General features: G+C 60.3%; 21 protein-coding genes. 11 read left to right on the top strand and 10 right to left on the bottom strand.

Annotated features, from left to right (window positions below):
- Positions 1 to 10: 10 nt before the first annotated feature.
- The 3 genes from zwf to ACP7E6_RS07260 all read right to left on the bottom strand — a co-directional run bounded on the left by zwf (position 11) and on the right by ACP7E6_RS07260 (position 4,335).
- The gene (zwf, locus tag ACP7E6_RS07270; protein WP_426229051.1) at positions 11 to 1,486 is read right to left on the bottom strand and encodes a glucose-6-phosphate dehydrogenase; all 1,476 of its coding nucleotides are present in this window, start codon (positions 1,484 to 1,486) and stop codon (positions 11 to 13) included.
- 109 nt (positions 1,487 to 1,595) lie between these two features.
- The gene (locus ACP7E6_RS07265; RefSeq protein ID WP_426229050.1) at positions 1,596 to 2,906 is read right to left on the bottom strand and encodes an NAD(P)/FAD-dependent oxidoreductase; all 1,311 of its coding nucleotides are present in this window, start codon (positions 2,904 to 2,906) and stop codon (positions 1,596 to 1,598) included.
- Complete coding sequence (locus ACP7E6_RS07260; RefSeq protein ID WP_426229049.1) at positions 2,899 to 4,335, bottom strand: glutamine synthetase family protein; 1,437 nt, start codon at positions 4,333 to 4,335, stop codon at positions 2,899 to 2,901. Before ACP7E6_RS07260 ends, ACP7E6_RS07265 begins: the two co-directional genes overlap by 8 nt.
- Before the next feature lie 172 nt (positions 4,336 to 4,507).
- On the opposite strand from ACP7E6_RS07260, the gene ACP7E6_RS07255 reads away from it, so the two are divergent.
- The 3 genes from ACP7E6_RS07255 to ACP7E6_RS07245 all read left to right on the top strand — a co-directional run bounded on the left by ACP7E6_RS07255 (position 4,508) and on the right by ACP7E6_RS07245 (position 8,953).
- Complete coding sequence (locus ACP7E6_RS07255; protein WP_426229436.1) at positions 4,508 to 5,692, top strand: NAD(P)/FAD-dependent oxidoreductase; 1,185 nt, start codon at positions 4,508 to 4,510, stop codon at positions 5,690 to 5,692.
- A gap of 222 nt (positions 5,693 to 5,914) precedes the next feature.
- On the top strand, positions 5,915 to 6,070 hold the full coding sequence (locus tag ACP7E6_RS07250; protein ID WP_426229048.1) for a hypothetical protein: 156 nt from the start codon (positions 5,915 to 5,917) through the stop codon (positions 6,068 to 6,070).
- A gap of 354 nt (positions 6,071 to 6,424) precedes the next feature.
- Positions 6,425 to 8,953 (top strand): methyl-accepting chemotaxis protein, encoded by a 2,529-nt coding sequence (locus tag ACP7E6_RS07245; protein ID WP_426229047.1) that lies wholly within the window; start codon positions 6,425 to 6,427, stop codon positions 8,951 to 8,953.
- Positions 8,954 to 9,020: 67 nt separating this feature from the next.
- On the opposite strand, the gene ACP7E6_RS07240 is transcribed toward ACP7E6_RS07245, so the two are convergent.
- Complete coding sequence (locus ACP7E6_RS07240) at positions 9,021 to 9,173, bottom strand: hypothetical protein (protein ID WP_426229046.1); 153 nt, start codon at positions 9,171 to 9,173, stop codon at positions 9,021 to 9,023.
- A gap of 166 nt (positions 9,174 to 9,339) precedes the next feature.
- On the opposite strand from ACP7E6_RS07240, the gene ACP7E6_RS07235 reads away from it, so the two are divergent.
- Entirely contained in the window at positions 9,340 to 10,212 is an 873-nt protein-coding gene (locus ACP7E6_RS07235) for a LysR family transcriptional regulator (protein WP_426229045.1), read from the top strand.
- Positions 10,213 to 10,277: 65 nt separating this feature from the next.
- Here ACP7E6_RS07235 and ACP7E6_RS07230 read toward each other — a convergent pair whose 3' ends face one another.
- Entirely contained in the window at positions 10,278 to 10,517 is a 240-nt protein-coding gene (locus ACP7E6_RS07230; RefSeq protein ID WP_037119629.1) for a hypothetical protein, read from the bottom strand.
- Positions 10,518 to 10,708: 191 nt separating this feature from the next.
- On the bottom strand, positions 10,709 to 11,998 hold the full coding sequence (gene aceA, locus ACP7E6_RS07225; protein ID WP_426229044.1) for an isocitrate lyase: 1,290 nt from the start codon (positions 11,996 to 11,998) through the stop codon (positions 10,709 to 10,711).
- Between the two features lie 229 nt (positions 11,999 to 12,227).
- On the opposite strand from aceA, the gene ACP7E6_RS07220 reads away from it, so the two are divergent.
- Positions 12,228 to 13,637 carry a helix-turn-helix domain-containing protein gene (locus tag ACP7E6_RS07220; RefSeq protein ID WP_426229043.1) on the top strand — a complete coding sequence of 470 codons (1,410 nt, stop codon included), beginning with the start codon at positions 12,228 to 12,230 and terminating at the stop codon, positions 13,635 to 13,637.
- A gap of 13 nt (positions 13,638 to 13,650) precedes the next feature.
- On the opposite strand, the gene ACP7E6_RS07215 is transcribed toward ACP7E6_RS07220, so the two are convergent.
- A complete protein-coding gene (locus ACP7E6_RS07215) occupies positions 13,651 to 14,604 on the bottom strand; it encodes a fatty acid desaturase family protein (protein WP_426229042.1) in 954 nt (317 codons plus the stop codon).
- Between the two features lie 344 nt (positions 14,605 to 14,948).
- On the opposite strand from ACP7E6_RS07215, the gene ACP7E6_RS07210 reads away from it, so the two are divergent.
- The 4 genes from ACP7E6_RS07210 to ACP7E6_RS07195 all read left to right on the top strand — a co-directional run bounded on the left by ACP7E6_RS07210 (position 14,949) and on the right by ACP7E6_RS07195 (position 19,013).
- On the top strand, positions 14,949 to 16,043 hold the full coding sequence (locus tag ACP7E6_RS07210; RefSeq protein ID WP_426229041.1) for a polyamine ABC transporter substrate-binding protein: 1,095 nt from the start codon (positions 14,949 to 14,951) through the stop codon (positions 16,041 to 16,043).
- Between the two features lie 93 nt (positions 16,044 to 16,136).
- Positions 16,137 to 17,279 carry an ABC transporter ATP-binding protein gene (locus ACP7E6_RS07205; protein ID WP_426229435.1) on the top strand — a complete coding sequence of 381 codons (1,143 nt, stop codon included), beginning with the start codon at positions 16,137 to 16,139 and terminating at the stop codon, positions 17,277 to 17,279.
- A 4-nt stretch (positions 17,280 to 17,283) separates the two neighbouring features.
- Complete coding sequence (locus ACP7E6_RS07200; protein ID WP_426229040.1) at positions 17,284 to 18,195, top strand: ABC transporter permease subunit; 912 nt, start codon at positions 17,284 to 17,286, stop codon at positions 18,193 to 18,195.
- 2 nt (positions 18,196 to 18,197) lie between these two features.
- Positions 18,198 to 19,013 carry an ABC transporter permease subunit gene (locus ACP7E6_RS07195; RefSeq protein WP_113313256.1) on the top strand — a complete coding sequence of 272 codons (816 nt, stop codon included), beginning with the start codon at positions 18,198 to 18,200 and terminating at the stop codon, positions 19,011 to 19,013.
- A 19-nt stretch (positions 19,014 to 19,032) separates the two neighbouring features.
- Here ACP7E6_RS07195 and ACP7E6_RS07190 read toward each other — a convergent pair whose 3' ends face one another.
- Positions 19,033 to 19,293 carry a DUF6460 domain-containing protein gene (locus ACP7E6_RS07190; RefSeq protein WP_426229039.1) on the bottom strand — a complete coding sequence of 87 codons (261 nt, stop codon included), beginning with the start codon at positions 19,291 to 19,293 and terminating at the stop codon, positions 19,033 to 19,035.
- Positions 19,294 to 19,362: 69 nt separating this feature from the next.
- Positions 19,363 to 21,201: an AsmA family protein gene (locus tag ACP7E6_RS07185; RefSeq protein ID WP_426229038.1), complete on the bottom strand. Its 1,839-nt coding sequence runs from the start codon at positions 21,199 to 21,201 to the stop codon at positions 19,363 to 19,365.
- A gap of 173 nt (positions 21,202 to 21,374) precedes the next feature.
- Between ACP7E6_RS07185 and ACP7E6_RS07180 the strand changes: the two genes are divergently transcribed.
- On the top strand, positions 21,375 to 23,327 hold the full coding sequence (locus tag ACP7E6_RS07180) for an acetoacetate--CoA ligase (RefSeq protein WP_426229037.1): 1,953 nt from the start codon (positions 21,375 to 21,377) through the stop codon (positions 23,325 to 23,327).
- 285 nt (positions 23,328 to 23,612) lie between these two features.
- Here the strand turns inward: ACP7E6_RS07180 and ACP7E6_RS07175 are convergent, their stop codons facing one another.
- Positions 23,613 to 24,680, bottom strand: a complete 1,068-nt coding sequence (locus tag ACP7E6_RS07175) for an alpha/beta hydrolase family protein (RefSeq protein WP_426229036.1) — start codon at positions 24,678 to 24,680, stop codon at positions 23,613 to 23,615.
- 148 nt (positions 24,681 to 24,828) lie between these two features.
- On the opposite strand from ACP7E6_RS07175, the gene ACP7E6_RS07170 reads away from it, so the two are divergent.
- Complete coding sequence (locus ACP7E6_RS07170) at positions 24,829 to 25,854, top strand: helix-turn-helix domain-containing protein (protein WP_426229434.1); 1,026 nt, start codon at positions 24,829 to 24,831, stop codon at positions 25,852 to 25,854.
- The last annotated feature ends 17 nt before the right edge of the window (positions 25,855 to 25,871 follow it).

The raw sequence follows: 25,871 nt of genomic DNA, 5'->3' as shown, positions 1-25,871 counted from the left end.
GCCTTCGTCCTCAGATCACTTCATGCCAGGTACGGCCGTCCCGCTCGATCAGCGCGATGGCCTGGCTCGGTCCCCAGGTGCCGGCCGTATAGGCCTGAACCTGCTGGTTGACGGCTTCCCAGGATTTTAGGATCGGATCGACCCAGCGCCATGCGGCCTCGACTTCGTCGCGGCGCATGAACAGGGTCTGGTTGTTGCGCACCACGTCGAGCAGCAGGCGCTCATAGGCGTCGGCGCTGCGGGCATTGAAGGCTTCGGCAAAGGTCATGTCGAGCGAGACGTTGCGCAGGCGCATGCCGCCCGGACCGGGATCCTTGATCATCAGCGACTGCTTGACGCCTTCGTCCGGCTGCAGGCGGATGATCAGCTGGTTGGCTTCGATGCGGCCGGCGGCCTCGTCGAAGATCGAGTGCGGGATCGGCTTGAAGGTGATGACGATTTCCGACATGCGGCCGGCCATGCGCTTGCCGGTGCGGATGTAGAAGGGGACGCCAGCCCAGCGCCAGTTGTTGATTTCGGCCTTGATGGCAACGAAGGTCTCGGTGTTGGACACGCCGCCTTCGAGCTCTTCAAGATAGCCCTTGACCGCACCGCCGGCCGAAGCGCCCGCCTTGTACTGGCCACGCACCGTCATCTTCTCGACATTGCTTGGATTGATCGGCTTGAGTGCGCGCAGCACCTTCAGCTTTTCGTCGCGCACGGCTTCCGCGTTCATCGACGGCGGAACTTCCATCGCCACGAGGCAGAGAAGCTGGAGGATATGGTTCTGCACCATGTCGCGCAGCGCACCGGCCTTGTCGTAGTAGCCGGCACGGCTTTCAAGCCCGACCGATTCTGCAACGGTGATCTGGATATGGTCGATGTAGGACGAGTTCCACAGCGGTTCGTACAACGTGTTGGCAAAGCGCAGAGCCATCAGGTTCTGCACGGTTTCCTTGCCGAGATAGTGATCGATGCGGAAGATCTGCTCTTCCTTGAACACTTTGCCGATCGTGTCGTTGAGTTCGAGCGCCGAGGCAAGGTCGCGGCCGATCGGCTTTTCGACGACGATGCGCGTCATCTTGGTGATCAGCTTGTGGTCACGAATCTTTTCCGAGATATCGCCGAAGATGGCCGGCGCAACGGCGAGATAGAAGGCGCGGACGCGGTCCCTGCCTTCGTCCAGCAGAGCCTTCAGCTGGTCCCAGCCACTGTCCGACTTGGCATCGACAGGCACATAAAACAGGCGGTCGGTGAAGGTCTTCACCTGTGCGTCGTCATACTCGCCTGGCTTCAGATGTTCCTTCAGCGCATCGGTTGCAAATTTGCGGTATTCTTCGTGGCTGAGCACGCTGCGCGATGCACCGATAATGCGGGTCGGATCGGTGAGTTGGCCATCCAGCTGGCGATGATAAAGGGCAGGAAGCAATTTGCGTTCGGCAAGGTCGCCGGTGCCTCCGAAAACCACATAGTCAAAGGGTTCCACAGGAATGATCTGGCTGCTCATGAGAAATCTCGATCTCGTTCTGGTCTGAGGAGTGTATAATCTAATCGATTTAAAAGCGCTAGGGTGCGACGCAACAAAATGCGTTTCGTCGGCTTTTCGAGGGCCGCTTTTAAAACTTGTCGCGCAAGGCATACCAGCTGAGTGCAACGAACAAAAGCACGGAGCGGAACCGCGCGCCGCCCGGAAATGCCGGAATGTTCAGCTCCCGGAACAGGTCGAGGTCCGATCGGTTGCCGGTCACCATATCGGAATAAAGCTTGCCGCAATAGTTTGACAGCATGACGCCATGGCCGGAATAGCCGCCGATCGAGGTGACGCCGGGCATGACCTCGCGCACGAAAGGCTGTCGCGGCAGGGTGATGCCGACCGAGCCGCCCCAGGCATGGGTCATCTCGACATTTTCGAGCGACGGATAGATTTCGCTGATCTGCCGGCGGATATGGTCGGAAATGTCGCGCGGATTGTCTGCCGTATAGGCCTCGCGGCCGCCAAACAGCAGCCGCCCGTCCTGTGATTTGCGGAAATAGCGCACGACGAAGCGCGAATCGGCCACCGCTTCGCCACCCGGCAGCACATCGGGAAAGTCGTTGAGAACCTTGGTGGCGCCGATGAAGGAGCGGATCGGCATGACATGCCGTGCCGTCACCGGTTCGAGATTGCCGATATAGCCGTTGCAGGCAATCAGTGCCCGTTCGGCGCGAATGGTCCCCTTGTCCGTCTCGATGGTGACGCGGCCACCGGCCTGGTGGATCTTCAATGCGTTGGTCTGCTCGTGCAACGCGGCACCAGCAAGAGCCGCCTGCCTTGCCAGCCCGACCAGAAGTTTCATCGGCTGGATATGGCCGGTGCCGGTATCGCGAATGCCGAACAGATAGCGCTCCGAGCCGAGCCGAGCCACCGTCTCGTCGCGGCCCATGAAGCTCTGGTGGGCATAACCATAACGCGACGCGGCGATCTCGACGCTGTCGCGGTACTCTTTTTCGAGGCGAGGCTTATGACAGACGTTCAGTTGTCCCTCGACATATTCGATGTCGATGCCGTGTACGGATGCGAACGCAAGAAGATGTTTTTTCGCATCTTCCGCCAGGTCGAACAAAGCCTTGGACCGCTCGAAGCCGAGCGTGCCTTCCATCTCTTCGGGAGACCAGCGCTGGCCGGTACCGAGCTGCCCGCCATTGCGGCCGGACGCACCGTCGCCAAACCGGCAGGCGTCGATCAGCGTCACACGCACGCCCTTCAAGGCCAGATTGTACGCCGCCTGCAGTCCGGTGAAGCCGCCGCCGACGATCGCGACATCGGTCTCGACCGAGCCGGAGAGGGCCGGATATTCCGGCCGCTCCAGCATATTGGACTCATACCAGGAGATCCCCGGCGAGATCGGGCTTTGCCAAGGCATGGCTGTGCCTTTCGTATCAGACATTGAGAAGCAGGTATTCGCGCTCCCAAGGGCTGATCACCTGCATGAAGGTTTCGAACTCGCCCCGCTTCACCCCACCATAGATGGCGATGAATTCCGGGCTGAAGATCTCGGCAAAGGCTGGTTCTGCTTCGAGCAGCGATACCGCTTCCAGCAAACCGCGCGGCAGATCGACCGTGCCGCTATCGGCCGAAGCCTCGGCAGGTGGCGATGGCTCCAGCCCCTGCACGATGCCGAGATAGCCGCAGCCGAGCGACGCCGCGAGCGCCAGGTAAGGATTGGCGTCCGAGCTTGGCAGGCGATTTTCGACACGCCGGGCGACGGGCTCGGAAACCGGAATGCGAAACGCCGTCGTCCGGTTGTCATAGCCCCAGGCGTTGTTGACCGGTGCCGACATGTCCGGCGTCAGCCGCCGGTAGGAGTTGACGTAAGGAGCCATCATCGACAGCGCTTTAGGAACAAATGTCTGCATGCCGCCGATGAAGGAGAAGAACTCCTTGGACGGCGAGCCATCGGCGTTGGAAAACAGGTTCCGGCCGGTGTTCACTTCGATCACCGACTGATGGATGTGCATGGCCGAACCGGCTTGGGCCTGCATCGGCTTGGCCATGAAGGTCGCATAGATGCCATGCTTCAGTGCCGCTTCACGAATGGTCCGCTTGAACATGAAGACCTGGTCGGCAAGCTCGATCGGATCGCCATGGCGAAGGTTGATTTCCAGCTGCGCCGGACCTTCCTCATGGATCAGCGTATCAATCTCGAGACCCTGCTTTTCCGAAAAATGGTAGATGTCGTCGATCAGTTCGTCGAATTCGTTGACGCCGGCGATCGAGTAGCCCTGCCCACCCTGGATGGCGCGTCCGGAACGGCCCTTCGGCGGATGCAGCGGATAATCCGGGTCCTCGTTCTTGGCAACCAGATAGAATTCGATTTCCGGTGCGACGACCGGCTTCCAGCCCCTCTGGTGATAGAGGTCGAGCACATGCTTCAGAACGTTGCGCGGCGTATAGGGAACCTTCTCGCCCTGCGAACCCGCAATGTCGCAGATCACCTGCGCCGTCGGGTCGCTTTCCCAGGGAACGACCGAAAGGGTCGAAAGGTCAGGCACCAGCTTGATGTCGCTATCCCGGCTGTCATATCGGAAATTGCCCGTCTCTTCGGGATATTCGCCGGAAATCGTATGGCGGTAGATCGCCGAGGGCAGCGCCAGGGAGGTGTTGGAGGTAAACTTCGAGGACGGCATCATCTTGCCGCGTGGAACGCCGGCGATATCGGGCGTGATGCATTCGATATCTTCGATGCCGCGGATCTTCAGCCAGTCGGCGGCTTCCTTCCAGGTCTTCACTCCACGTGGCGCTTGCAGTGCGGCGGGTATTTTCGAGCTCTTGACAGTCCTTGCAGTTGGTTGGGCAGCATTTCTTCTGACGGGCATAAATCACCGGTTTTGGGTTCGGATGGGGCATCATAGCCACAGTTTGGCAATTGGCTAGGGTGAAAACCGGGACTTTTGCCGCCGTACAGGCTGTATTCGCGCTCATCGCAGCAACAGAGATTGACTTTGGCGCCCTTGCCTTCGAAAGGAAACTGAAACGGGAATGAATGTCTTGGCCGAACAGTTCGACGTGGTAATAATCGGGGCAGGGGCTGCCGGCATGATGGCGGCGATCGAGGCGGGCAAGCGCGGCCGCCGCGTCGTCGTGCTTGATCATGCCAAGGCGCCGGGCGAGAAAATCCGCATCTCCGGCGGCGGACGCTGCAACTTCACCAACATCCATGCGAGCCCTAAAAACTTCCTCTCAGTCAATCCGCATTTCTGCAAGTCGGCCTTGGCGCGCTATACGCCGCACGATTTCATCGGCCTGGTCGATCGCTATACTATCGCCTGGCATGAAAAGACGCTTGGCCAGCTTTTCTGCGACGATACTGCCAAGGACATTATCCGCATGCTCTTGACGGAGATGAAGATGGTTCGCGCGGTTCTTCGGCTTGGCGCACAGATCCAGACGGTCGATAAAACCGTGTCCGGCTTCCGGATCGTGACGGCGGATGGCGCGATCGATTGTTCATCGCTGATCGTTGCCAGCGGCGGCAAGTCGATCCCGAAAATGGGTGCGACCGGTTTTGCCTACAAGATTGCCGAGCAGTTCGGCCTGCCATTGATCGAAACCCGCCCGGGACTGGTGCCGTTGACGCTCGACCCGGTGCAGCTTGAAAGCCTGAGTGCCCTCGCGGGCGTTGCCGTCGATGCACAGGCGCGCTGCGGCAAGACGATGTTCGAGGAAGCCGTGCTGATCACCCATCGGGGCTTAAGCGGTCCGGCCATCCTGCAGATATCCTCCTATTGGCGCGAGGGCGGCGATATCCGCCTCAACCTTTTGCCGCATGTCGATATCGCTGCTGTGTTGAAAGCGGCGCGCAAGGAAAATGGCCGTCAGGCGTTGCAGACCGCGCTCGCCGAACCGCTGCCGAAAAGGCTGGCGCAATTCTTCACCGAGACGGCAGGGCTCAGCAACCGGCCGCTTGCCGATCTCTCCGACAAGGCCATCGATGCCTTTTGTCTCACGATCAAGGATTGGGCTATCACACCCGCCGGCTCGGAAGGTTACCGCACCGCCGAAGTGACGCTGGGCGGCGTCGATACAAGGGCGCTCGATTCCCGCACCATGCAGGCACGCGATGTTCCAGGTCTCTATTTCATCGGCGAGTGCGTCGATGTCACAGGCTGGCTCGGCGGCTACAATTTCCAGTGGGCCTGGGCATCGGGCTTTTCGGCCGGTCAAGCGGCATAAGCCGACAAAGCGACGGCCGCTTCAGCACTTGTTAAGACATCTGACGGAACCTGTTCGGCACGCTGGCTCAACGGCTTTGCGGCGCGGCAAGGATGCAGTTTTCAAGAATTGTTTCAGAAAAGTGACATTTTTCCGCTTTCGTGAGCGGTCGCAACATGAAGTGGGCTAGCGGTCCCGGTCATCCGGGTCTATTGTTGGTTTTGGTCGAAAGGACATGATGCCATGAATCAGTCACGCAGCCGTTCCACAGCCCGCGCTATCGCGATCGCTAAGGCCGATGAAAGTGCGCAGCGCAAGGTTTTGCTGATCCGCGTTTCAGTGATCGCCATGTTCGCCCTTGCAGCACTCGTGGCCCTGCCGGCTTTCTGGTCCTTCTAAGTAGTTCGATCTCGCGTCACTTGGGCATGACAGCGGCAATGTTACGCCACTGCTTCGGCGCATAGTCTCGAAAATCGTACACGGCCGCCTTGCCTGCCAATATGCGGCGCAATCCATCTGAAACGATTTAGAGCGCATTTATTCAAATATTAATCGTTGCCGTTGAAGATCGTTTCCAACGGAGCCTGCCGTGATCTCAGCCCCCGGAGGTGGCGGATCATGCAATGAATGCCTGGCAGGCTGGCGGCGATGCGCCGCATGATTTTTCAGTCAAATCACCAGCTTGTTGGCGCACCGGGAAAGCCTGTCAAGGCTTGAGGAAGGCGGACGCAGGCTGCGAGCCAAGGTGCGTTCATGTTCATCGACAAGATTCTTGCCCGCTTCAAAATCCAGACCAAGGTGCTGCTGTTCATCCTGCCGTTCGTCGTCAGCATTTGCGCCGTCGGCATTACCGGGCTCTACGCGTCCGGCCTGCTGCAGGGGCGGATGGAGATTTCCAACAGCGTCCTGCAGTCGCTGAGCGGCTTCAAGGATGTCTATGCCGGCATGAACAGCTTCCTTCAGAAGACATCGGAGGAAAGCCGGCAGGCCGTCGTCGAAAAGCTGCAGGCGCAGCAGGCGCTGCTGGCCGATACGCTGGCCCAGGTCAATGATGAAGAGGGCCGCCGGCAATTGCAGGAGGCGGTCGAGGGCAGCACCAAGATCGGTGACCGCGTCGGCCAGCTCTGGACGCTCTATGAAGAAGAGGTGGCGTTGCGCAAGTCGATTTCCAACAGCCTTGGCAGCCTGCTCGGCGAGCAGATGAAGGTGCTGGAGGAAGCGACCAAGATGGAGCGCGTCGTCCGCAAGGATGAGGAAGCGGCAAAATCGATCCTGCGCGAGGCCGATCGCCTGACCTCGTCGAGCGATACGCTCGTCGCTTTCATGTCGGCCTTTGCCAAGGCTGCGACGCCCGAAGAGAAAATCAAGCTTGCAGGCAGCTCCTATGGCGACCTGACCAAGGTCCAGCGCAAGATCGCCTCCGGCCTTCCGGCAAATCAAAAGGCGGTTGCCGAAACCTTCAAGACCACAATCGCCGAGATGAAGGCCCTGATCGACACCGGCGATCTTAGCGAGGAAAACGCAACGGCGGTTGGCCGTCTGGTTGCCCGTTTCCGCCAGAACAGCATCCAGCTGCAGACGGCAGCGACCGTCAAGATGCGCGACGCCACCGCCACCTTCGGCAAGCTCGACGCGCCGCTGGTCAAGGCCGCGACGGTGCTGACCGACACCCGCAAGCTGGTCAACTCGGTCTATTCCATCCGCATCGCGGCTGCGAGCTTCCTTGAAAAATCCGACGAGGAAGGCCGCAAGCGCTTGGCCCGCGAATTTTCCATCATGGGTCAGGACGTACAGAGCCTGGCACAGACGGCCGGTGACCTGAAGTTCTTCACGGACTTGGTCGGCTCGCTGAAGCCGATCATCGAGAAGATGGATCGGGACAGCATGGCCCTGGTCGCGACCAGCCAGAAGCGCGAGGCCGAATTCACGGCTGCCGCAGCTGAAATCGACAATATTTGGGGGCAGCTGACAGCCTTTGCCGAAGGCCAGAAGACCACGGCTTCCGTCGAACGCGACAAGGCCAACCAGGTGTCGGTCCTTGCAACGGTCGTGGGTATCCTGATCGCACTTCTCGCCGGCGGTGCGCTGGTTCTGACGCTGAAAGGCCCGATCGGCCAGATCACCGCCGCCATGCGCCGTCTGGCTGAAGGTGCCCTCGATACCTCGATCGACGGCGGTGCCCGCCGCGACGAGATCGGCGACATGGCCCGGGCACTCGGCATCTTTAAGGAAAATGCCCTGTCCAAGGTCCGTATCGAAGCGGAAAGTGAGGAGCAGCGCGCCCAGGCCGATGCCGAACGCACCCGCAACGACACGGAAAAGCGCGCCCTCGACAGCCAGATCGATTTCGCCGTCAGCCAGCTCGCCGCCGGCCTCGGCCGGTTGGCGCAGGGCGACCTTTCGCAGCAGATCGACACACCGTTCACCGGCCGCCTCGAGCAGCTGCGGATGGACTTCAATGGTTCGCTGATCCGGTTGCAGGACACATTGCTGCAGATCCGCAACAATGCCCTGTCGATCCAGCGCAGCGGCAACGACATGCATGCGTCGGCGGATTCTTTGTCGAAGCGCACCGAGGCACAGGCCGCTTCGCTGGAAGAAACGGCGGCGGCCGTCGACCAGATCACCGTCACCGTCCGCTCGTCGGCCGAACGCGCCCACGAGGCCAATGTCGCCGTCACCCATACCAAGAAGAGTGCCGACAGTTCCGCGGTTGTCGTCAGCAACGCCATTGCCGCCATGGGGCGCATCGAAGATGCCTCGCGCCAGATCGAGCAGATCATCGACGTCATCGACGAGATCGCCTTCCAGACCAACCTTCTGGCGCTCAATGCCGGCATCGAAGCGGCGCGCGCCGGCGATGCAGGCAAGGGTTTTGCTGTGGTGGCGCAGGAAGTCCGCGAGCTTGCCCAACGCTCGGCGGGAGCCGCCCGCGAGATCAAGGGCCTGATCAACAAGTCTGCCAACGAGGTGAATTCCGGGTCGCAACTGGTTCAGGAAACCGGCGCGGTTCTGGCGTCGATCAGCCAGCAGATCGTCTCGGTCAGCAGCCATGTGGAAATGATCGCCACCGCCAGCCGCGACCAGGCTGCCGCCCTGCATGAGGTCAATGGCTCCGTCAACCAGATGGACCAGATGACCCAGCAGAATGCCACCATGGTCGATCAGGCAACCAGCGCCAGCCGCGAACTTGCCAATCAGGCTGATACCCTGATGATGCTGGTCGAACAGTTCCGTCTGGAGCCGGTCAGCACGGGCCGCCAGATCGGCCGCGCCGCCTGATAAACCGGATCGTTCGACGAAAAAAAGCCCGGCATCAACAAGATCGCCGGGCTTTCTGTCTTTGGCCTTATCGCACCCAGCGCAGGGCGAGCAGGCGCAACGCGGTGGACATCCTGTTGGGCAGCCGGTTCCGGTTGATCAAATCCTGGAATTCGTGCGGCTTGCGTGCGTCTTTCGCCAGCATATCCGCCAACAAAACTATTCCCATCATCTCTGGCATCGCAGGTCTCCTCGGCAACAGAAAGCCGTTGCCGGACCGGGTGTCCTGCAGGAAGCTTTCCTCAATTTGGGATAAGGCGGGCTGTGGCCGCGCTCTGTTCGCGCCTTCAACCTATGCTTCAAAAATGAGTTTATAAACGGAAGAATACGGAGTATGTTTTTCATTGATGAAAGACATATCCTGGGATGCCTATCAGATATTTCTGGCGATTGCGCGCCATGGCGGATTGACCGGCGCTGCACAGGCCACTGGTTTAAGCCCCGCCACGGTCGGTCGCCGGGTGCTGGATCTGGAGCAGGGGATCGGGCGGCAGCTGTTTGTCCGCAGCCAGACCGGATACCGGTTGACCGCCGATGGGCAGGCTCTGTTCGAACAGCTGCAGGCCATGGATGCTGTGGTGCGCAAGGTCGATGGCTGGCGGCAGGAAGCGCATGGCGCGTCCGTAGTGCGGCTGATGGCCGGCACCTGGGTGACGTGGCTGGTCTGCGAAAACATCCAGGCGATCTGGAGCGAGCGTGACGGGTTCCGCCTCGACATGTCCGTTTCCGAGCGCCGGGCAACGCTGGCGCACCGGCAAAGCGATGTCGGCGTGCGGGCCGTTGCACCGGAAGAGCCGCATCTGGCCAGCCGTCATACCGGCGACGTCGCCTATGCCGCCTACCGCCAGCGCAATGCGCCGGAAGGGCTCTCATCTGCTTGGCTTGCCGTGTCGGAGGAGGACGCAATCTCGCCCTATCTGCGCTTTCCGCATGAGCAGGCGGCGTCGATCGCCGTCATCGTCAGCCGGCCGCGCTCACTGCTCGATCTAGCAAGGGCAGGGGCGGGGCAGGTGATTTTGCCCTGTTTCGTCGGCGATCTCGATCCGGGCCTGGAGCGGGCCGGGGAAGAGCTGAAACAGCTACGTCACGGCCAGTGGATCGTCACCAACAGCGAAGACCGCCACCGCCGCGAAATCCGCACGGTCTCCGAACGCCTGTTCCGGCTGCTCAAAAGCCACGCCGATCTTTTCGCCGGCAAGAGGCCAAGCCGAAGTCTTTAGGCGGTAAACGCAAAATCCCGGCGGGAAAAGCCCCGTCGGGATTTCCGTGGACAGGGTACCATGCCTCAGCCACGTCCCTGCGTCACGATGACGGGGATCAGCAGATCACCCCAGTTGCCTTCGCCGCCGTGATGGCGAGCCGAGCGGACGAGTTCGACGGAAACGCCGGCATCCACGGCCTTCATGACGGCCTGGTTGAGCCTGTGCAGGTCGTTGGCGACCATGCGGATCATCGCCTGCTGTTCCGGTGTCATGGCCGAGGATTGTTCCTCTGCCCGTTCCTTGACGCGTGTCTGGACTGTCATGCTCGTTCCTCCTGGTTGATGTTAGTCTAAGGCCCTCCCCAGCCCCTCCCCACAAGGGGGAGGGGCCTGGTATGCCGCACCTAGTTGCTCAAGCCGACATCTCCGAGAGCTCAGAGAAAATTGGCCGGACGCGGAGGTGCCGCAAGTTAGTCCCTCCCCCCTGTTGGGAGGGGTCGGGGAGGGGAATTTTGTTACTCCGCCGCCGGGCGGAATTGTTCGTGTTCGGTCGATTCATGCATGGCGGTGGTCGACGACTTGCCGCCGGTGATGGCCATCGAAACGGCGTCGAAATAGCCGGTGCCGACTTCGCGCTGGTGCTTGGTGGCGGTATAGCCGTTGACCTCGGCGGCAAATTCCGCCTCCTGCAGCTCGGAATAGGCAGCCATCTGCCGGTCCTTGTAGCCACGCGCCAGTTCGAACATGCCGAAGTTCAGCTGGTGGAAGCCGGCAAGCGTGATGAACTGGAACTTGTAGCCCATGGCGCCCAGCTCGCGCTGGAACTTGGCGATCGTCGCATCGTCGAGATTTTTCTTCCAGTTGAACGACGGCGAGCAATTGTAGGCGAGCTTCTTACCCGGATGTACCTTGTGGACCGCCTCGGCAAACCTGCGGGCCTGTTCGAGATCCGGCTTGCCGGTCTCCATCCAGATCAGGTCGCAATAGGGAGCATAGGCAATGGCGCGGGCGATGCAGGGCTCGATACCGTTCTTGACCTGATAGAAGCCTTCCGTGGTGCGGCCCGCATCGTAGTCGACGAATGGCTGGTCGCGTTCGTCGATATCGGATGTCAGGAGCTTGGCGGCTTCGGCGTCCGTGCGGGCAATGACCAGTGTTGGCGTGCCCATGACGTCGGCGGCCAGACGCGCGGCATTGAGGTTGCGGATATGGGCGGCCGTCGGGATCAGGACCTTGCCGCCGAGATGGCCGCATTTCTTTTCCGATGCCAATTGGTCCTCATAGTGGACACCGGCGGCGCCCGCTTCGATGAAGGCCTTCATGATCTCGAAGGCGTTGAGCGGTCCGCCGAAACCGGCCTCGGCATCGGCAACGATCGGCGCGAACCAGGTATCGACAGACAGGCCCTTGCCTTCCGCGGTCTCGATCTGGTCGGCGCGCTGCAATGTCCTGTTGATGCGCTTGGCCAGTTCCGGTGCGGCATTGGCAGGATAAAGCGACTGGTCGGGATACATCGACGAGGCGGTGTTGCTGTCGGCGGCGACCTGCCAGCCGGAGAGGTAAATCGCCTTCAAGCCGGCACGGACCTGTTGCATTGCCTGGTTGCCCGTCATCGCGCCCAGCGCATTGACGAAATCTTCTTCATGGATCAACTGCCACAGCCGGTTGGCGCCCATTTCGGCAAGTGTGTGGCGGATCTGGACGGAGCCGCGCAGCCGCTTGACGTCCTCGGCGGAGTAGGGGCGATCGAGGCCATCGAAACGGCCCTGCGGGGCGCCGGGAACGAGATTGTAAAAATCAGTCATAATTTTCCTCCTACAATTTTTCGAGGGCCATTCGACTTTAGTTTGATGCCGCTCGATGGTCGATCTGATGTGACGCGTTTTAAAGTGCACCGCACAAACCTGCTAGAATAAAAGGGTTTCTGTTGCATTCAAAAGGGTTATCATGTCTTGTCTTTTACAAGGACCGTCTGTAATTTTGTAAAATCTGTAAATAAGATGGTCGTGGCCAAAATTGTAAAAGGCGTGACAAATGGCTGAGAACAAGATTTTTGCCGGAGCCCGCGTTCGGCGCATCCGCAATGGCCTGTCGTTGACGCAAACGGCGATGGCGGAGGCGCTCGGCATCTCGCCGTCCTATCTCAACCTGATCGAGCGTAACCAGCGGCCTTTGACTGTACAGCTGCTGCTAAAACTCTCCTCGGTCTACAAGGTCGATCTCGATGAATTGCAGGGCGAGGCGACCGGCAGTGTCACGCAATTGCGTGAAGTCTTCGCCGATCCGTTGCTGTCAGGCGAACTGCCGGGCGATCAGGAGCTGATCGAGGTGGCGGAGGCGGCACCCAATGCGGCAATGGGCGTGCTCAAGCTGTACCGTGCCTACCGCGAACAATCCCTGCGGCTGAAGGACCTGAGCGCGCTCCTGTCCGATCACGGGCATATGGCCGCACTGTCGGAGGCGCGTCTTCCGATGGATGAAGTGCGCGACATCTTCGAAAACCGGCCGCATTATTTTGCCGGCATCGATGACGCCGCCGAAGCGTTTCATGCGCATCTGTCGCCCGGCGACGATCTTGCCGGGGCGCTAAAAACATGGCTGCGCAAGGAGCATGGCCTTTCCGTGCGGACTTTGCCCGTGCATGTCATGCCGGACCTGCGCCGCCGCTTCGACCGCCATTCGATGCGGCTGTTTTTATCGGAACGGCTGTCGGCGCAGGAGCAGCTGCGGGAGATCGCCATGGAGGCGGCGCAGATCGCCTTTCCGCAGGCCATCGCTGCCGATCTCCAGCAATTGGCATTCTCGACGGGCGAGGCGCGCCGCATCGGCCGCTTCGAGCTCGCCCGCTATGCCGCCCATGCGATCATGATGCCCTATGGCGGGTTTCTCGCCGCAGCACAGCGGGCGAAATACGATATCGATGTCCTGAGCGCCCGGTTCCAGGTCTCGTTCGAACAGGCAGCGAGCCGGCTGGTGACGCTACAGCGCCCAGGGGCTGCCGGATTGCCCTTCTTCCTGATGGAGATCGATCATGCCGGCAACCGGCTGCGCAAGGCCGGTGCGTCGGGCTTTCCGCAGGCGCGCTTCGGCGGCAATTGTACCAAGCTCAATGTCCATGCGGCGTTTGCGCAAGCCGGACAGGTGCTGGCTGATCGGGTAGAGATTTTCGGAGGCGGGGAGTTCTTGACGGTTGCCCGGACCGTCGAGGGGCCACGGGCGAATTTTCAGGAGCGCGTCCGCCGCACCGCGATCCTCATTGGCTGCGATGCAGTTCAGGCAGCGGCGACCGTCTATGGTGGCGTGCCGCTGGCGCTGGTTGCCGGTGGCACGGCGTGCCGCCTCTGCGAGCGGCAGGGCTGTCTTGCCCGGGCCGAGCCGCCGGTCACCCGGCCGCTCGGGCTCGATGAGATGGTGACCGGTTTAAGCGCCTTTGATTTTCAATAGATGATTGGGATTTTCAGTAGCTGACCGGATGATGGGCCGGTAGCAGCGGCGCGTTCGGAGCAAAGCACTCTGATGCAAGCCCCGTCGTATAGCCGCGGGTGATATGCGCACGGCTGGCGTAAGTCGGGTTCTTCATCAGCACTGCGTGCAGTTCCGGCAGGTTGTAATAGGGCACGCCGGGATAAAGGTGGTGTTCCAGATGATAGTTGATGTTGTGGGGCGCAAAGAACAGCTTTTCCCAGAGATAGGGATAGACCGTGCGCGAGCTGCCCAGTTCGTCGGAATAGTCCATGCTGCCGAAATGCTCGGCGACGCTGCGGACATAGAGGAACAGGCAGAAGAACGTGAGGAAGGGCACCAGCCAGTAGAGCGTGACATCCGTCCACAGCCCGAACACTGAGAAGATAACGGCAGCAGCGGCGTAGAAGCCGATCCGCAGCAGCTTGTAGGTCCGGGTCGAGCGGTCATGCTTGGCGATGCGCTTGGCCATGTGCAGGATATCGCGCACCGAATTGATCGCAACCAGATAGCCGAGCAGCTGCACCACGCCGCGCCAGACTTTTTGCGGGAAGGTGAACTGCGTCATGCCGAGCTTGGCAGCCCAGTCCGGATCGTCGTCGGTGTTGGTGTGCTGGTGATGGGCCAAGTGGTTCATGCGGTAACCATCGACGGTCGCCATGATCGGCCATGCGAGCAGAAGATCGCTCATCCAGTCGCTGATAGTGCGGTTCTTGATGATACGGTAATGGGCGGCCTCGTGCATCAGGCAGCCGAAGGCGTGCATGCGTCCGGCTATGACCAGCACGGCGGCGAAATAGGCAAGCGGATGTTGCATATATTTGCTGAAGGCGATGGCGCCGGCAATCAGCACCCAGTCGAAACCGATGGCGAGAAGCGTCCTGTGGGATTGCAGCACCGACAGTCGCTTCAGTTCCCGTGGATCGATCCGCTGCGACTTCACACTCATGATCACCAACTCCGAACGCACAACCGTTGCGGCGCAAAATCGCATTCCAGACATGGTTAAGCAATCGTAAACGCGGCGGCCCGGGATCGATTTGAGCTTATGGTTAATTTGCGCCGGCAGCCCGGTCTTGCAGGTCATCGGTCCGGCATGGCGCACTGAAAAGATTCGCCTTTTGCCAATGATCGCCAAAATCCGAGATGTTGCCGGATGGTTCGCGCGGGGCCAGTAAAAGCGCTTGTGGTTGTTGGAAAACATGCCTAACTTCCAAACGCGCATACGGAGGGACAGACAGGCAGGCGACGGCGGCGTGCCTGGACTGACCCGAAAAAATCAAGGGGAATTCTATGCCGCGTACGATTGCCACCGCCTTTGCCGCGTTGATCCTCAGTGGATCCGCAACGATTGCCACCGCGCAGGAGCGCGTGGTCAATGTCTACAACTGGTCCGACTATATCGATGCCAGCATTCTCGAAGACTTCACCAAGGAAACCGGCATCAAGGTCGTCTACGACGTCTTCGACAGCAACGAAATTCTTGAAACCAAGCTTCTCGCAGGCGGCACCGGCTACGACGTCGTCGTGCCGACGGCGAGCTTCCTGCAGCGCCAGATCGCAGCCGGCGTCTTCCAGAAGCTCGACAAGTCGAAACTGCCGAACCTGTCCAACATGTGGGACGTGATTTCCGACCGCATCCAGAAATACGATCCCGGCAACGAATACGCCATCGACTACATGTGGGGTACGACCGGCATCGGCTACAATGTCGAGAAGGTGAAGCAGATTCTCGGCACCGACGAGGCGCCGACCTGGGATGTGATCTTCAAGCCGGAAATGGCTGCCAAGTTCAAGGATTGCGGCATCCACATCCTCGATTCCGCGTCCGACGTTCTGCCCTCGGCGCTTGCCTATCTTGGCCTCGACCCGGATAGCCGCGCCCCGGATGATCTGAAGAAGGCCGAGGAACTTCTGGTTTCCATCCGCCCCTCCGTTCGCAAGTTCCATTCGTCGGAATATATCAATGCGCTCGCCAATGGCGATATCTGCCTTGCTGTCGGTTATTCAGGCGACATCTTCCAGGCACGCGACCGCGCTGCCGAAGCCAATGCCGGCGTGACGGTCAACTATGTCATCCCGCCGACCGGCGCGCAGATGTGGTTCGACGTCATGGCCATTCCGGCCGATGCGCCGCATGTGGCTGAAGCCCATGAATTCCTCAACTACATGATGAAACCGGAAGTCGTCGCCAAGGCGTCGAACGTCGTCTTCTACGCCAATGGCAACAAGGCCTCGCAGCAGTTCATCGATAAGGCCGTGCTTGAGGATATCGCGATCTATCCGACGCCGGAGGTGCTGGCCAAGCTCTTTACGGTGACACCCTATGACGCCAAATCGCAGCGTCTGGTGACGCGGCTCTGGACCAAAGTGGTCACCGGCCAGTAAGTCGAAAAGAATTGCCCGGACCTGAAATCCGGGCAATTTTCTTTTGTGGCGCCGGGGACGGCGCCGTTTGTGCAAGTCATTCGGGGATAGATGATGAAGTCACTTGGCAGTATCCGGCGTTCCTTTGCGCCCTGGGCAGATCCCAATTCCGTACCGTTCATCGCCGTCAAGAACGTCACCAAGAAATTTGGTGATTTCGTCGCGGTCGATGATCTGTCGCTGAACATCTATCCGCGGGAATTCTTCGCGCTGCTCGGCGCGTCGGGCTGCGGCAAGTCAACGCTTTTGCGCATGCTCGCCGGTTTCGAGCAGCCGACCTCTGGCGAGATCATCCTCGACGGGCAGAGCCTTGCCGGCATCCCGCCCTACAAGCGGCCGGTCAACATGATGTTCCAGTCCTATGCGCTGTTTCCGCATATGACGGTGGAGAAAAACATCGCCTTCGGCCTCAAGCAGGACGGCATGCCGAAGGCCGATATTGCCGCGCGTGTCGAGCAAATGCTGAAACTGGTCAAGCTCGACAAATTCGCCAAACGCAAGCCGCACCAGCTCTCCGGCGGCCAGCGCCAGCGCGTGGCGCTTGCCCGTTCGCTGGCCAAGCGTCCGAAGGTGCTTTTGCTGGATGAGCCGCTCGGCGCACTCGACAAGAAGCTGCGCGAGGAAACCCAGTTCGAACTGATGGACCTGCAGCAGGAACTTGGCCTCACCTTCGTCGTCGTCACCCATGACCAGGAAGAGGCAATGACCATGGCCGACCGCATTGCGGTCATGGCGCATGGCAAGGTCGTGCAGGTCGCCACACCGCCGGAAATCTACGAAGCGCCCAATTCGCGTTTCGTGGCCGATTTCATCGGCGACGTGAATATTTTCGACGGAACGGTCTCATCCGCAGGCAATGGCACCGTCGAGATCGCCACGCAAAGCGGTTTTACCGTTCGTGTCGCCTCGACCGAACCGCCGGCCGTCGGCACCAAGGCCGGCTTTGCGGTTCGCCCTGAAAAGATCCGCGTCGGCCGCGACCGGCCGGCCTGTGCGCCGCTCAATGCCGCGCAGGGGGAAATCTGGGATATCGGCTATCTCGGCGATATGACGGTTTTTCACGTCAAGCTGAAGGACGGCAAGGTGATCAAGGCCTCGTCGCTCAACGCAGTACGTGCCGTCGAAGATCCGCTCGGCTACGATCAGGAAGTCTGGATTTCCTTCGATGAAAATGCCGGCGTCGTGCTGAAGGATTGAAGCCATGGCAAAATTCGGATCGGCTTTGTTCAACCGGCTGGTGATCGTCATCCCCTATGCCTGGTTGCTGTTCTTCTTCCTGATACCGTTTTTCATCGTCATCCGCATTTCGCTGTCGGAAACCGCGGTCGCGATGCCGCCTTATCTGCCGGTGTTCGACCTCGCCTCCGGTTTTGGCGGCTTCATCGACAATATCAAGCAGTTCTCGATCGACAACTATATCTGGCTGACCGAGGACGCGCTCTATACCAAGGCCTATGCCTCCAGCCTCTGGATCGCCGGTGTCTCTACAGTCCTGACGCTGCTGATCGCCTATCCGGTGGCCTACGGCATGGCGCAGGCGCCCAGCACCATCCGCCCGACGCTGTTGATGCTGGTCATCCTGCCGTTCTGGACGAGCTTCCTGATCCGCGTCTATGCCTGGATTGCCATCCTGAAGCCGGAGGGGCTGCTCAACCAGCTGCTCCTGACGCTCGGCGTGATCGATCAGCCGCTGATCATCCTCAACACCAATTGGGCGATCTATATCGGCATCGTCTATTCCTACCTGCCGTTCATGGTGCTGCCGATCTACTCCTCGCTGGAAAAGATGGACCACAGCCTGACGGAGGCGGCTCAGGATCTCGGCTGCACGCCGATCCGGGCGTTCTGGCGGGTGACGTTTCCACTGTCCATGCCCGGCGTGGTGGCGGGCTGCATGCTGGTGTTCATTCCGGCCGTAGGCGAATTCGTCATCCCGGATCTGCTCGGCGGTTCCGAGACGCTGATGATCGGCAAGACCTTGTGGAACGAGTTCAACGCCAATCGCGACTGGCCGGTCTCCGCCGCTGTGGCAACCATCCTGCTGCTGATCCTGGTGGTGCCGATCATGTTCTTCCAGCATGCGCAGTCCAAAGCCGACGCGGAGGGGAGATAGTCATGCAGCGCTGGTCCCGTTTCAACATCGCTTCGATCGTCATCGGCTTCGCCTTTCTCTATCTGCCGATCGTGCTTCTGGTGATCTTCTCCTTCAACGAATCCAAGCTGGTCACCGTCTGGGCGGGCTTCTCGACCAAATGGTATGTGCAGCTCTTCCACAATCAGGCGCTTCTCGATGCCGCCTGGGTCACGATCCGCGTTGGCTTGATCTCGGCAACCATCGCCACGGTTCTCGGCACGATGGCAGCGCTCGCGATGACGCGCTACACGCGCTTTCGTGGCCGCATGCTGTTTTCCGGGATGATCTACGCGCCGCTGGTCATGCCGGAAGTCATTACCGGCCTGTCGATGCTGCTGCTGTTCGTTGCCATCGGTTTCGATCGCGGCTTCTGGACGCTGACGCTCGCCCACATCACCTTCACCATGTGCTTCGTCGCCGTCGTCGTGCAGTCCCGGCTTTTGAGCTTCGACCGGTCGATCGAAGAGGCGGCGATGGACCTTGGCGCCACGCCGGTGGCAACCTTCCTGCAGGTGACCTTGCCCGTCATAGCACCTGCGGTCTTTTCCGGCTGGGTGCTCGCCTTCACGCTGTCGCTGGACGATCTGGTGATTTCCAGCTTCACCTCCGGCCCCGGCGCCACCACACTGCCGATGCGGATCTACAGCCAGGTGCGGTTGGGCGTCACGCCCGAAATCAACGCTGTCTGCACCATCCTGATCGGCATTGTCGCCATCGGCGTGCTGATCGCCTCGGTGGTTTCGCGCCGCCGGGAAATCCAGCGCGTCAAGGACGAGCAGGCGGCGTTCGCACATTGATGCGAATACAGCGGGCGCGTCAGTCGCGCTCGCGTTCTCTTTCGCGCGGCGGCAGGAAAACATAGGTCAGCAGCCAGATCGGCAGCACGATCATCGATCCCAGCATGATGTTGGGCAGCGCCCAGTTGGTAAAGCGCAAAAGGTGAGCCCACAGCACATCCGGCGTCAGCCCGGCCTGCTCAAGGACCTGCACTGACGATATGTTGAAGATCGACAGCCCGGCACCCGTCAGCAGCGATGCCAGCGCGATCTTGAGCAGGGCGGCAAGGAAACGCAGCACGGACACATCTCCTGTGAGCTGATTCGCCTGCTCATCTTAGAACGCCCTGCGGCAAAGTCGATCGACCCGCTAGGGCTGTGTGCTGCGCGCGGGCAGGGGGGAAATGACCGGGTTCGGCCAGGACCCGTCGGCAAAGAAGCGCACGGCAGGTGTTGCGCTGTCGTCTGACCGGACTGCACCGGCAAGCGCCAGTTTCCCGTTTGTGAAGGGAATGGTTCCGGCGAGAGACACCGTCTTTCCGCCGCCGGTGATATCCGCAGTGGTCACCTCGACAACGCCCTTGCGCAAGGTCGCGGCGATGTCCGCCCTGGTAAAGGCGAACGAACCGTTGGTGGCGTGGCTGACGTTGAAAACCTGGCCCAGCGTGGCAAGCCGCTCGAATTCCGGCAGGTCGAAATTCACCACGCTGCCATTGTTCGCCGTATAGCGAAACTCTCCGGAAACGCCGGCCGCCGTCATTTTCGACAGGGGGTCGGCGGTCGACAGGTCGATGCTCAGCATGCCCCGGCCAAGCGGCAACGGCCCTGCAAGGCCAAGACTTGCCGAAACGGACGCGAGATCTGCATTCTTCAGCGCAAGCTGCACTTGTCCGCCTTCGGCGCCGTCATTCGCCAAGGCGACGCGGCCGCTGAGCGAACCATCGGCAAAGATGCCGTCACCGATATCGATAGACGCACGGCCGTTTTCCACGATGATGCCGGCCGCGACATCGGTCAGGGCAGCCGCACCATAACTGACCTCCTGCGCCGACAGCCGGAGATCAAGGCTGATCAGCTTGAGGAAAGCCATTTCCGGCCCATTCCCGGTGCTGGCCTCCTGGCGAAGCGGGAAAACCGATGAGAGCAGGGGCGTCAGGTTCAGCTGGTCAAAGGCGAGCGTGCCATCGATGCGCGGGCCGCGAGACAAATCCCATGCCATGCCGAGGACACCGGTCGCGTCGGAATCATCCAGAGACAGCGAAAGGTTGTCCATCTTCAATGTCTGCGCCGACACGGTCATGCTGGTATCGATGCCGACCGATCCGGTGGTCGCAACCGGCTGAGGCTCGCCTTTGAACCAGGCCAACAATGCTCCAACGGATTTTGCCTTGAGCTGAAGCTGGCCGGTCGCGAAAGGGCGGCTTGAAGCATTGCCGTTGCCGTCGAAACTGAAGCTGAGCGGCATGGAATTGAATGATGCCTGGAACGTGCTGTTCTGGCCCGAAAGCAGCATCAGCGGTTCATCGCAGGTGATAGTCCCTTGAACCTTCTCGCCATTCATGAGGGCCGAAAGCTCTGCGCTCATCCGTGTGGTCGGGGTCCGCCACTGCACGGAGCCGGTGATTGCGCTGATGCGATGCGTGCTGGAGGTCACACGGTCGGTCAGTTCCAGCGTGCCGTTGACGATCTCGACATCGCCGATCGGGGTGTTGCGGGCGGTGGACGGCGTCTTTCCCGCGGCGCCGGCGATGGCATCGGCCATCCAGCCGGCCCGCCGCCAGTTGAACGTTCCGTCGAGACGGCGCTCCACGTTGAAAACCGGATTGATCAGATGGAAATCATAGAACACGGGCGTACCGCGCAAGGCGGCAAGAATATCGAACCCTGCCGCAATCGCGTCGGCCTTCGCCAGCAGTTCCGGGGCAGCAGGATCGCCGCCTTCAAAGGTGACATTGCGCAGCGTCAGAACCGGATGTGGCCAGAAGCTGATCTGCGGGTCGCCTACAATATTTGCCCGGGCGCCCGTCCACGACGACAGCACATCCTCCATGTTCGTCTTGACGCTCGCCGTCGAGACGAACAGCGGCAGGGCGATTTTGAACAGCGCAGTCAGGATAACCGCGCCGACAAGCAGCCATGCGACGGTGCGCGACAGAAAAAATGCCTGCCACCCGATTTTTCTGCTGCTGCTGGTAAAGAATTGCCTCATGGCCGTCCGGGGCACTTTCAATCGGTTTGAAGGCCTCTGGATAGGCTTTCACCGCTCATAAATCAAACGGTAGACACGCGAAATGTCGCAACTGCCACAGCCATCATTTGCACGGCCTGTTTATCTTGCGTCGCAGCATGATATAGAGGCGGGCGTGGGAAGCGGAGGAAAATATGCAGTCAGATCGGGCCCTTTGGATACCGTCGGCAGAATTCATCGAACAGACGCCGATGAAGGCGTTCATCGATTGGTGCGGACAACGCTTTTCGAGAACGTTTGCGGACTATGACGCGTTCCATGACTGGTCGATCACCGAGCGCGCCGATTTCTGGACTGGCGTCTGGGATCATTGCGGCGTCATCGGCAATCGCGGTGAACGCGCGCTCATCCATGGCGACGTGATGCTCGACGCACGTTTCTTTCCTGACGCCACGCTCAATTTCGCCGAAAATCTCCTGCGCCATACCGGTCGCGGCGACGCGCTGGTTTTCCGGGGCGAGGACAAGGTGCAGTCGCGCATGTCCTGGGACGAACTGCGGGCGCTGGTGTCCAGGCTGCAGCAAGCCCTGAAGGCACGGGGCATCGGCAAGGGCGACCGCGTCGCCGCGATGATGCCGAACATGCCGGAAACAATTGCTTTGATGCTGGCCACCGCCTCGATCGGCGCCATCTGGTCGTCCTGTTCCCCCGATTTTGGCGAGCAGGGCGTGCTCGACCGCTTTGGCCAGATCGAACCGAAGCTGTTCATCGCCTGCGACGGCTACTGGTACGCCGGCAAGCGCCAGGATGTTGCCGCGAAGGTTCAGGCGGTTACCGGCAAACTCGGCGTCCCCGCCCTGATCATTCCCTATGCCGGCGATGCTGAAACGCTGGCCGGATCGCTGGAAAACGGCCAGACGCTGGCCGGCTTCATCGAACCCTTCGCCGCGCGCGAGATTGGGTTTGCGCCCCTGCCATTTGCGCATCCGCTCTATATTCTCTTTTCGTCCGGCACCACCGGCGTTCCAAAGTGCATTGTCCACTCAGCAGGCGGCACTTTGCTGCAGCACCTGAAGGAGCATCGCTTCCATTGCGGGCTGAAGGAGGGCGAAAAGCTGTTCTACTTCACCACCTGCGGCTGGATGATGTGGAACTGGCTGGTCTCCGGGCTCGCCTTCGGCGCAACGCTCTGCCTTTTCGATGGCTCGCCGTTCCATCCCGATGGCAACGTGCTGTTCGACTATGCCCGTGATGAGCAATTCGCCATCTTCGGCACCTCGGCAAAATATATCGACGCCGTGCGCAAGGGTGGCTTCACGCCGGTCTCGACCCATGATCTCTCGTCGCTGCGGCTGATGACCTCCACCGGCTCGCCGCTGTCGCCGGAAGGCTTCTCCTTCGTCTATGAGGGCATCAAGCCGGATGTCCAGCTGGCCTCAATTTCCGGTGGGACCGATATCGTCTCCTGTTTTGTGCTCGGCAATCCGCTGAAGCCGGTCTGGCGCGGTGAAATCCAGGGGCCGGGGCTCGGCCTTGCGATGGATGTCTGGAACGATGACGGTAAGCCGGTGCGCCAGGAAAAGGGCGAGCTTGTCTGCACAAGAGCGTTCCCGTCCATGCCGGTGATGTTCTGGAACGACCCGGAGGGCGCCAAATACAAGGCTGCCTATTTCGAGCGCTTCGATAATATCTGGTGCCACGGCGATTTTGCCGAGTGGACCGAACATGGCGGCATCATCATCCACGGCCGCTCGGACGCGACGCTCAACCCGGGCGGCGTGCGCATCGGCACGGCCGAAATCTACAATCAGGTCGAGCAGATGGACGAGGTGGCCGAGGCGATCTGCATCGGCCAGGACTGGGATGACGATGTCCGTGTCATCCTGTTCGTGCGGCTGGCGACAGGGATCGTCTTGTCCGACGACCTGGTGAAGGCGATCAAGTCAAGGATCCGCAGCGGCGCCTCGCCGCGTCACGTTCCCGCCAAGATCATCGCCGTCACCGATATCCCGCGCACCAAATCCGGCAAGATCGTCGAGCTTGCAGTACGCGAGGTCGTGCATGGCCGCCCCGTCAAGAACAAGGAGGCGCTTGCCAATCCGGAAGCGCTCGATCTCTACGCCAACTTGCCCGAGCTTGGAAACTGACGACGCCGCGTTAACGATTTCCGGCGCCCCGAATTAACCAAAGCTTATGTCTTCCGGGCCGATGCTTAAAATTTGCGGGTCGGCTGGAAAGGTTTTGTTTACGAATGACGGCGCATGGTGATCTCAACTTGAGGCCAGCCGATGTGGGTTGGCTTTGGCAGAGATGCCAGCGCAGACATGATGTCATTACCTCTCGAGCACCTGTTTTAGCATTCAACTTATCGAGGCAGCTTCCCAGCTGCCTCTTTTTTGTCTGCTGTTTCCACGTCGCAAAAATGCCGCGTCTTACTGGCCAACCTTGAGCGTCTTCTGCAAGGCCTGCACGACAAGACCCGTCAGTTCGGCATGGATATCCGCCCGCGACCGGCTGCCGCTATCCGTGCAGATCGGATCGATTTCCCCGAATTCGACCAGCATTTCAGCTGCGCCCGGTTTGCACTCCGGCAGGAAGCTGAAATGATTGCTGTCGTTCACGGCGGCATAGGACCCCTGTGGCGACAGGGCTGCCAGCCGATCGGCGATCACCGCAGCAGGGATTGTTCCGCTACTGCCGAGATTGATGAAACTCATCGGGATCGCGATGTTTTTCAGGCTCTCCGGTTGGTAAGCCTGGGCGAGGCCCGGGTCGATCAGAACGGCTGACTGAATGCGGCGATCGAGGTTTAATTGCTCGAAGCGTATCTTATCGATTGAACGCAGATCAACTTTATCGACTTTTACCGGCTCGTCGTTGACGTATCCCTTGCCGCCTGCAAACCAGGCGCAATCCCATTTGGCGCTTGTATCGCAGTAGCGCGCAAAGGCATCGAGGTCGGCCCGGGCGCCGGCGATTTCCATGGCGGCGGCGCCTCCCAGCGAGAAGCCGACGACCCCGATATGGTCAGCGTCAATGGCGCCGCTCCAACCCGTATCTTTCGTGAGTGCGTCTATCACTGCAGACAGATCCTGCGTGCGCTCCCAGAGCTTAGGTGTGTTGGCCGGCGTCGAGTCGCCGCTGGTCGTGCCGGGATGGTTGGGGCCGGCAACGACAAAGCCGGCTTTGGCGAGTTCTGTTGCAAGCCAGGTCATGCCTTCAATGCGGCCGCCCGAGCCATGCGACATCACCACCAGCGGAAAATTTCCCTTGATGAGCGGCGCATTGCGAAAGGCCGCAGCCCCCTTGAAGAGCTTGTTGTCACCAACAAGAACATGTTCGCCTCCGGCTTCGGCGGGATACCACACCGTGACAGCCAGATCGCGCCCGCGTTCGGGTGCGGCCACTTTGATTTCACGCATGCCGACCTCGGCGGCGTAGCAGGGAACGGCGAATGTGACGGGAAGGACGACGGAACAAAAAATCTGGAAAAGGTTCATCAGGATCTCACTTGGTTACGAGGAACCCACAGATAATTCCAGTTGCATGGCCATAGCGCTTCCTTGATCACGATTGAGGTCGTCCCGAATCGCGATATGGGCCACCATTGACCGGTGATAGCCACTCAAAGGACATGTCTTGATCTTCGTGCCGTTGCCCTTCGTCGTCGCCTTGCTGCTTCTGATCCTGCTCGTCGCCCTGTTACGCGGCACCGAACCTTCGAAGGGCAATCGGCCATTCCTTGTCTTGATTGGTTTGTGCGCCTTGCAATCGGTGATCGTTGGCTTGCGCTGGGGCTACGGCATCGAGGAGCTGCGATACGTGATGCCTATTTTGCCGAGCGGCCTGCCGCCCCTCGTCTGGGCAAGTTTCCGCAGCCTGACGCAACACGATGACGCGGGGACGGGCAGGATCAGCTGGTTTCATGCAGCTCCGCCACTTGTTATGGTCGCGCTGGTGCTCGTGGCACCCGCATTGATCGACGTTGCCTTGATCGTGCTGTTTGTCGGATACGCGCTGGCGCTGCTGGATCTCGCCCGCAGCGGAACCGATGCATTGGACGAAGCGCGTCTTGAAGGTGTATTCGCCGCACATCGCGCCCTGTATTTCGCGGCCGCATCGCTTTGCCTGTCTGCCTTGTTCGACATTGCCGTTCTTCTGGATTTCAAATGGAGCAGCGGGCAGCACACGGTTTTACTTGTCGGCAATGCGAACCTTTTGGGGCTATTTCTACTGGGTGTAACCGCCCTTGTCGCCGCCCGCGAGCGGGGAGCTCCGTCGCCAGCTTCGAATGATGATTACCGTCCGGCCCAGGCAGCACAGGACCGGGAGGTTTTGGAGCGGGTCGATCGTCTGCTCAAAGACCAGAAACTGTCGCGCGACGAAAACCTGACCTTGTCGCGGCTGGCGCGGCGGGCAGGCGTACCGGCCCGTCAGATCTCCGGTGCGGTCAACCGGTTGGCAGGCAAGAACGTCTCGCAGTACATCAACGATTTTCGAATTGCCGAAGCGTGCCGGCTGCTCCGAGAGACCGATATGCCGGTGACCTCGGCCATGTTCGAATGCGGCTTCCAGACGAAATCGAATTTCAACCGCGAGTTCCGGCGGGTGACATCCCTCAGTCCGGCCTCCTGGCGCGAGCAGAACCGGCAACCGCGATCGTCCGGCACGTGACTGCCGTATGTCCAGGC

The organism is Pararhizobium sp. DWP3-4, from assembly GCF_049898205.1.
Taxonomy (GTDB): domain Bacteria; phylum Pseudomonadota; class Alphaproteobacteria; order Rhizobiales; family Rhizobiaceae; genus Pararhizobium.
The sequence above is the reverse complement of the archived record's forward strand: the minus strand, read 5'-3'. Positions and strand labels throughout refer to the sequence as shown.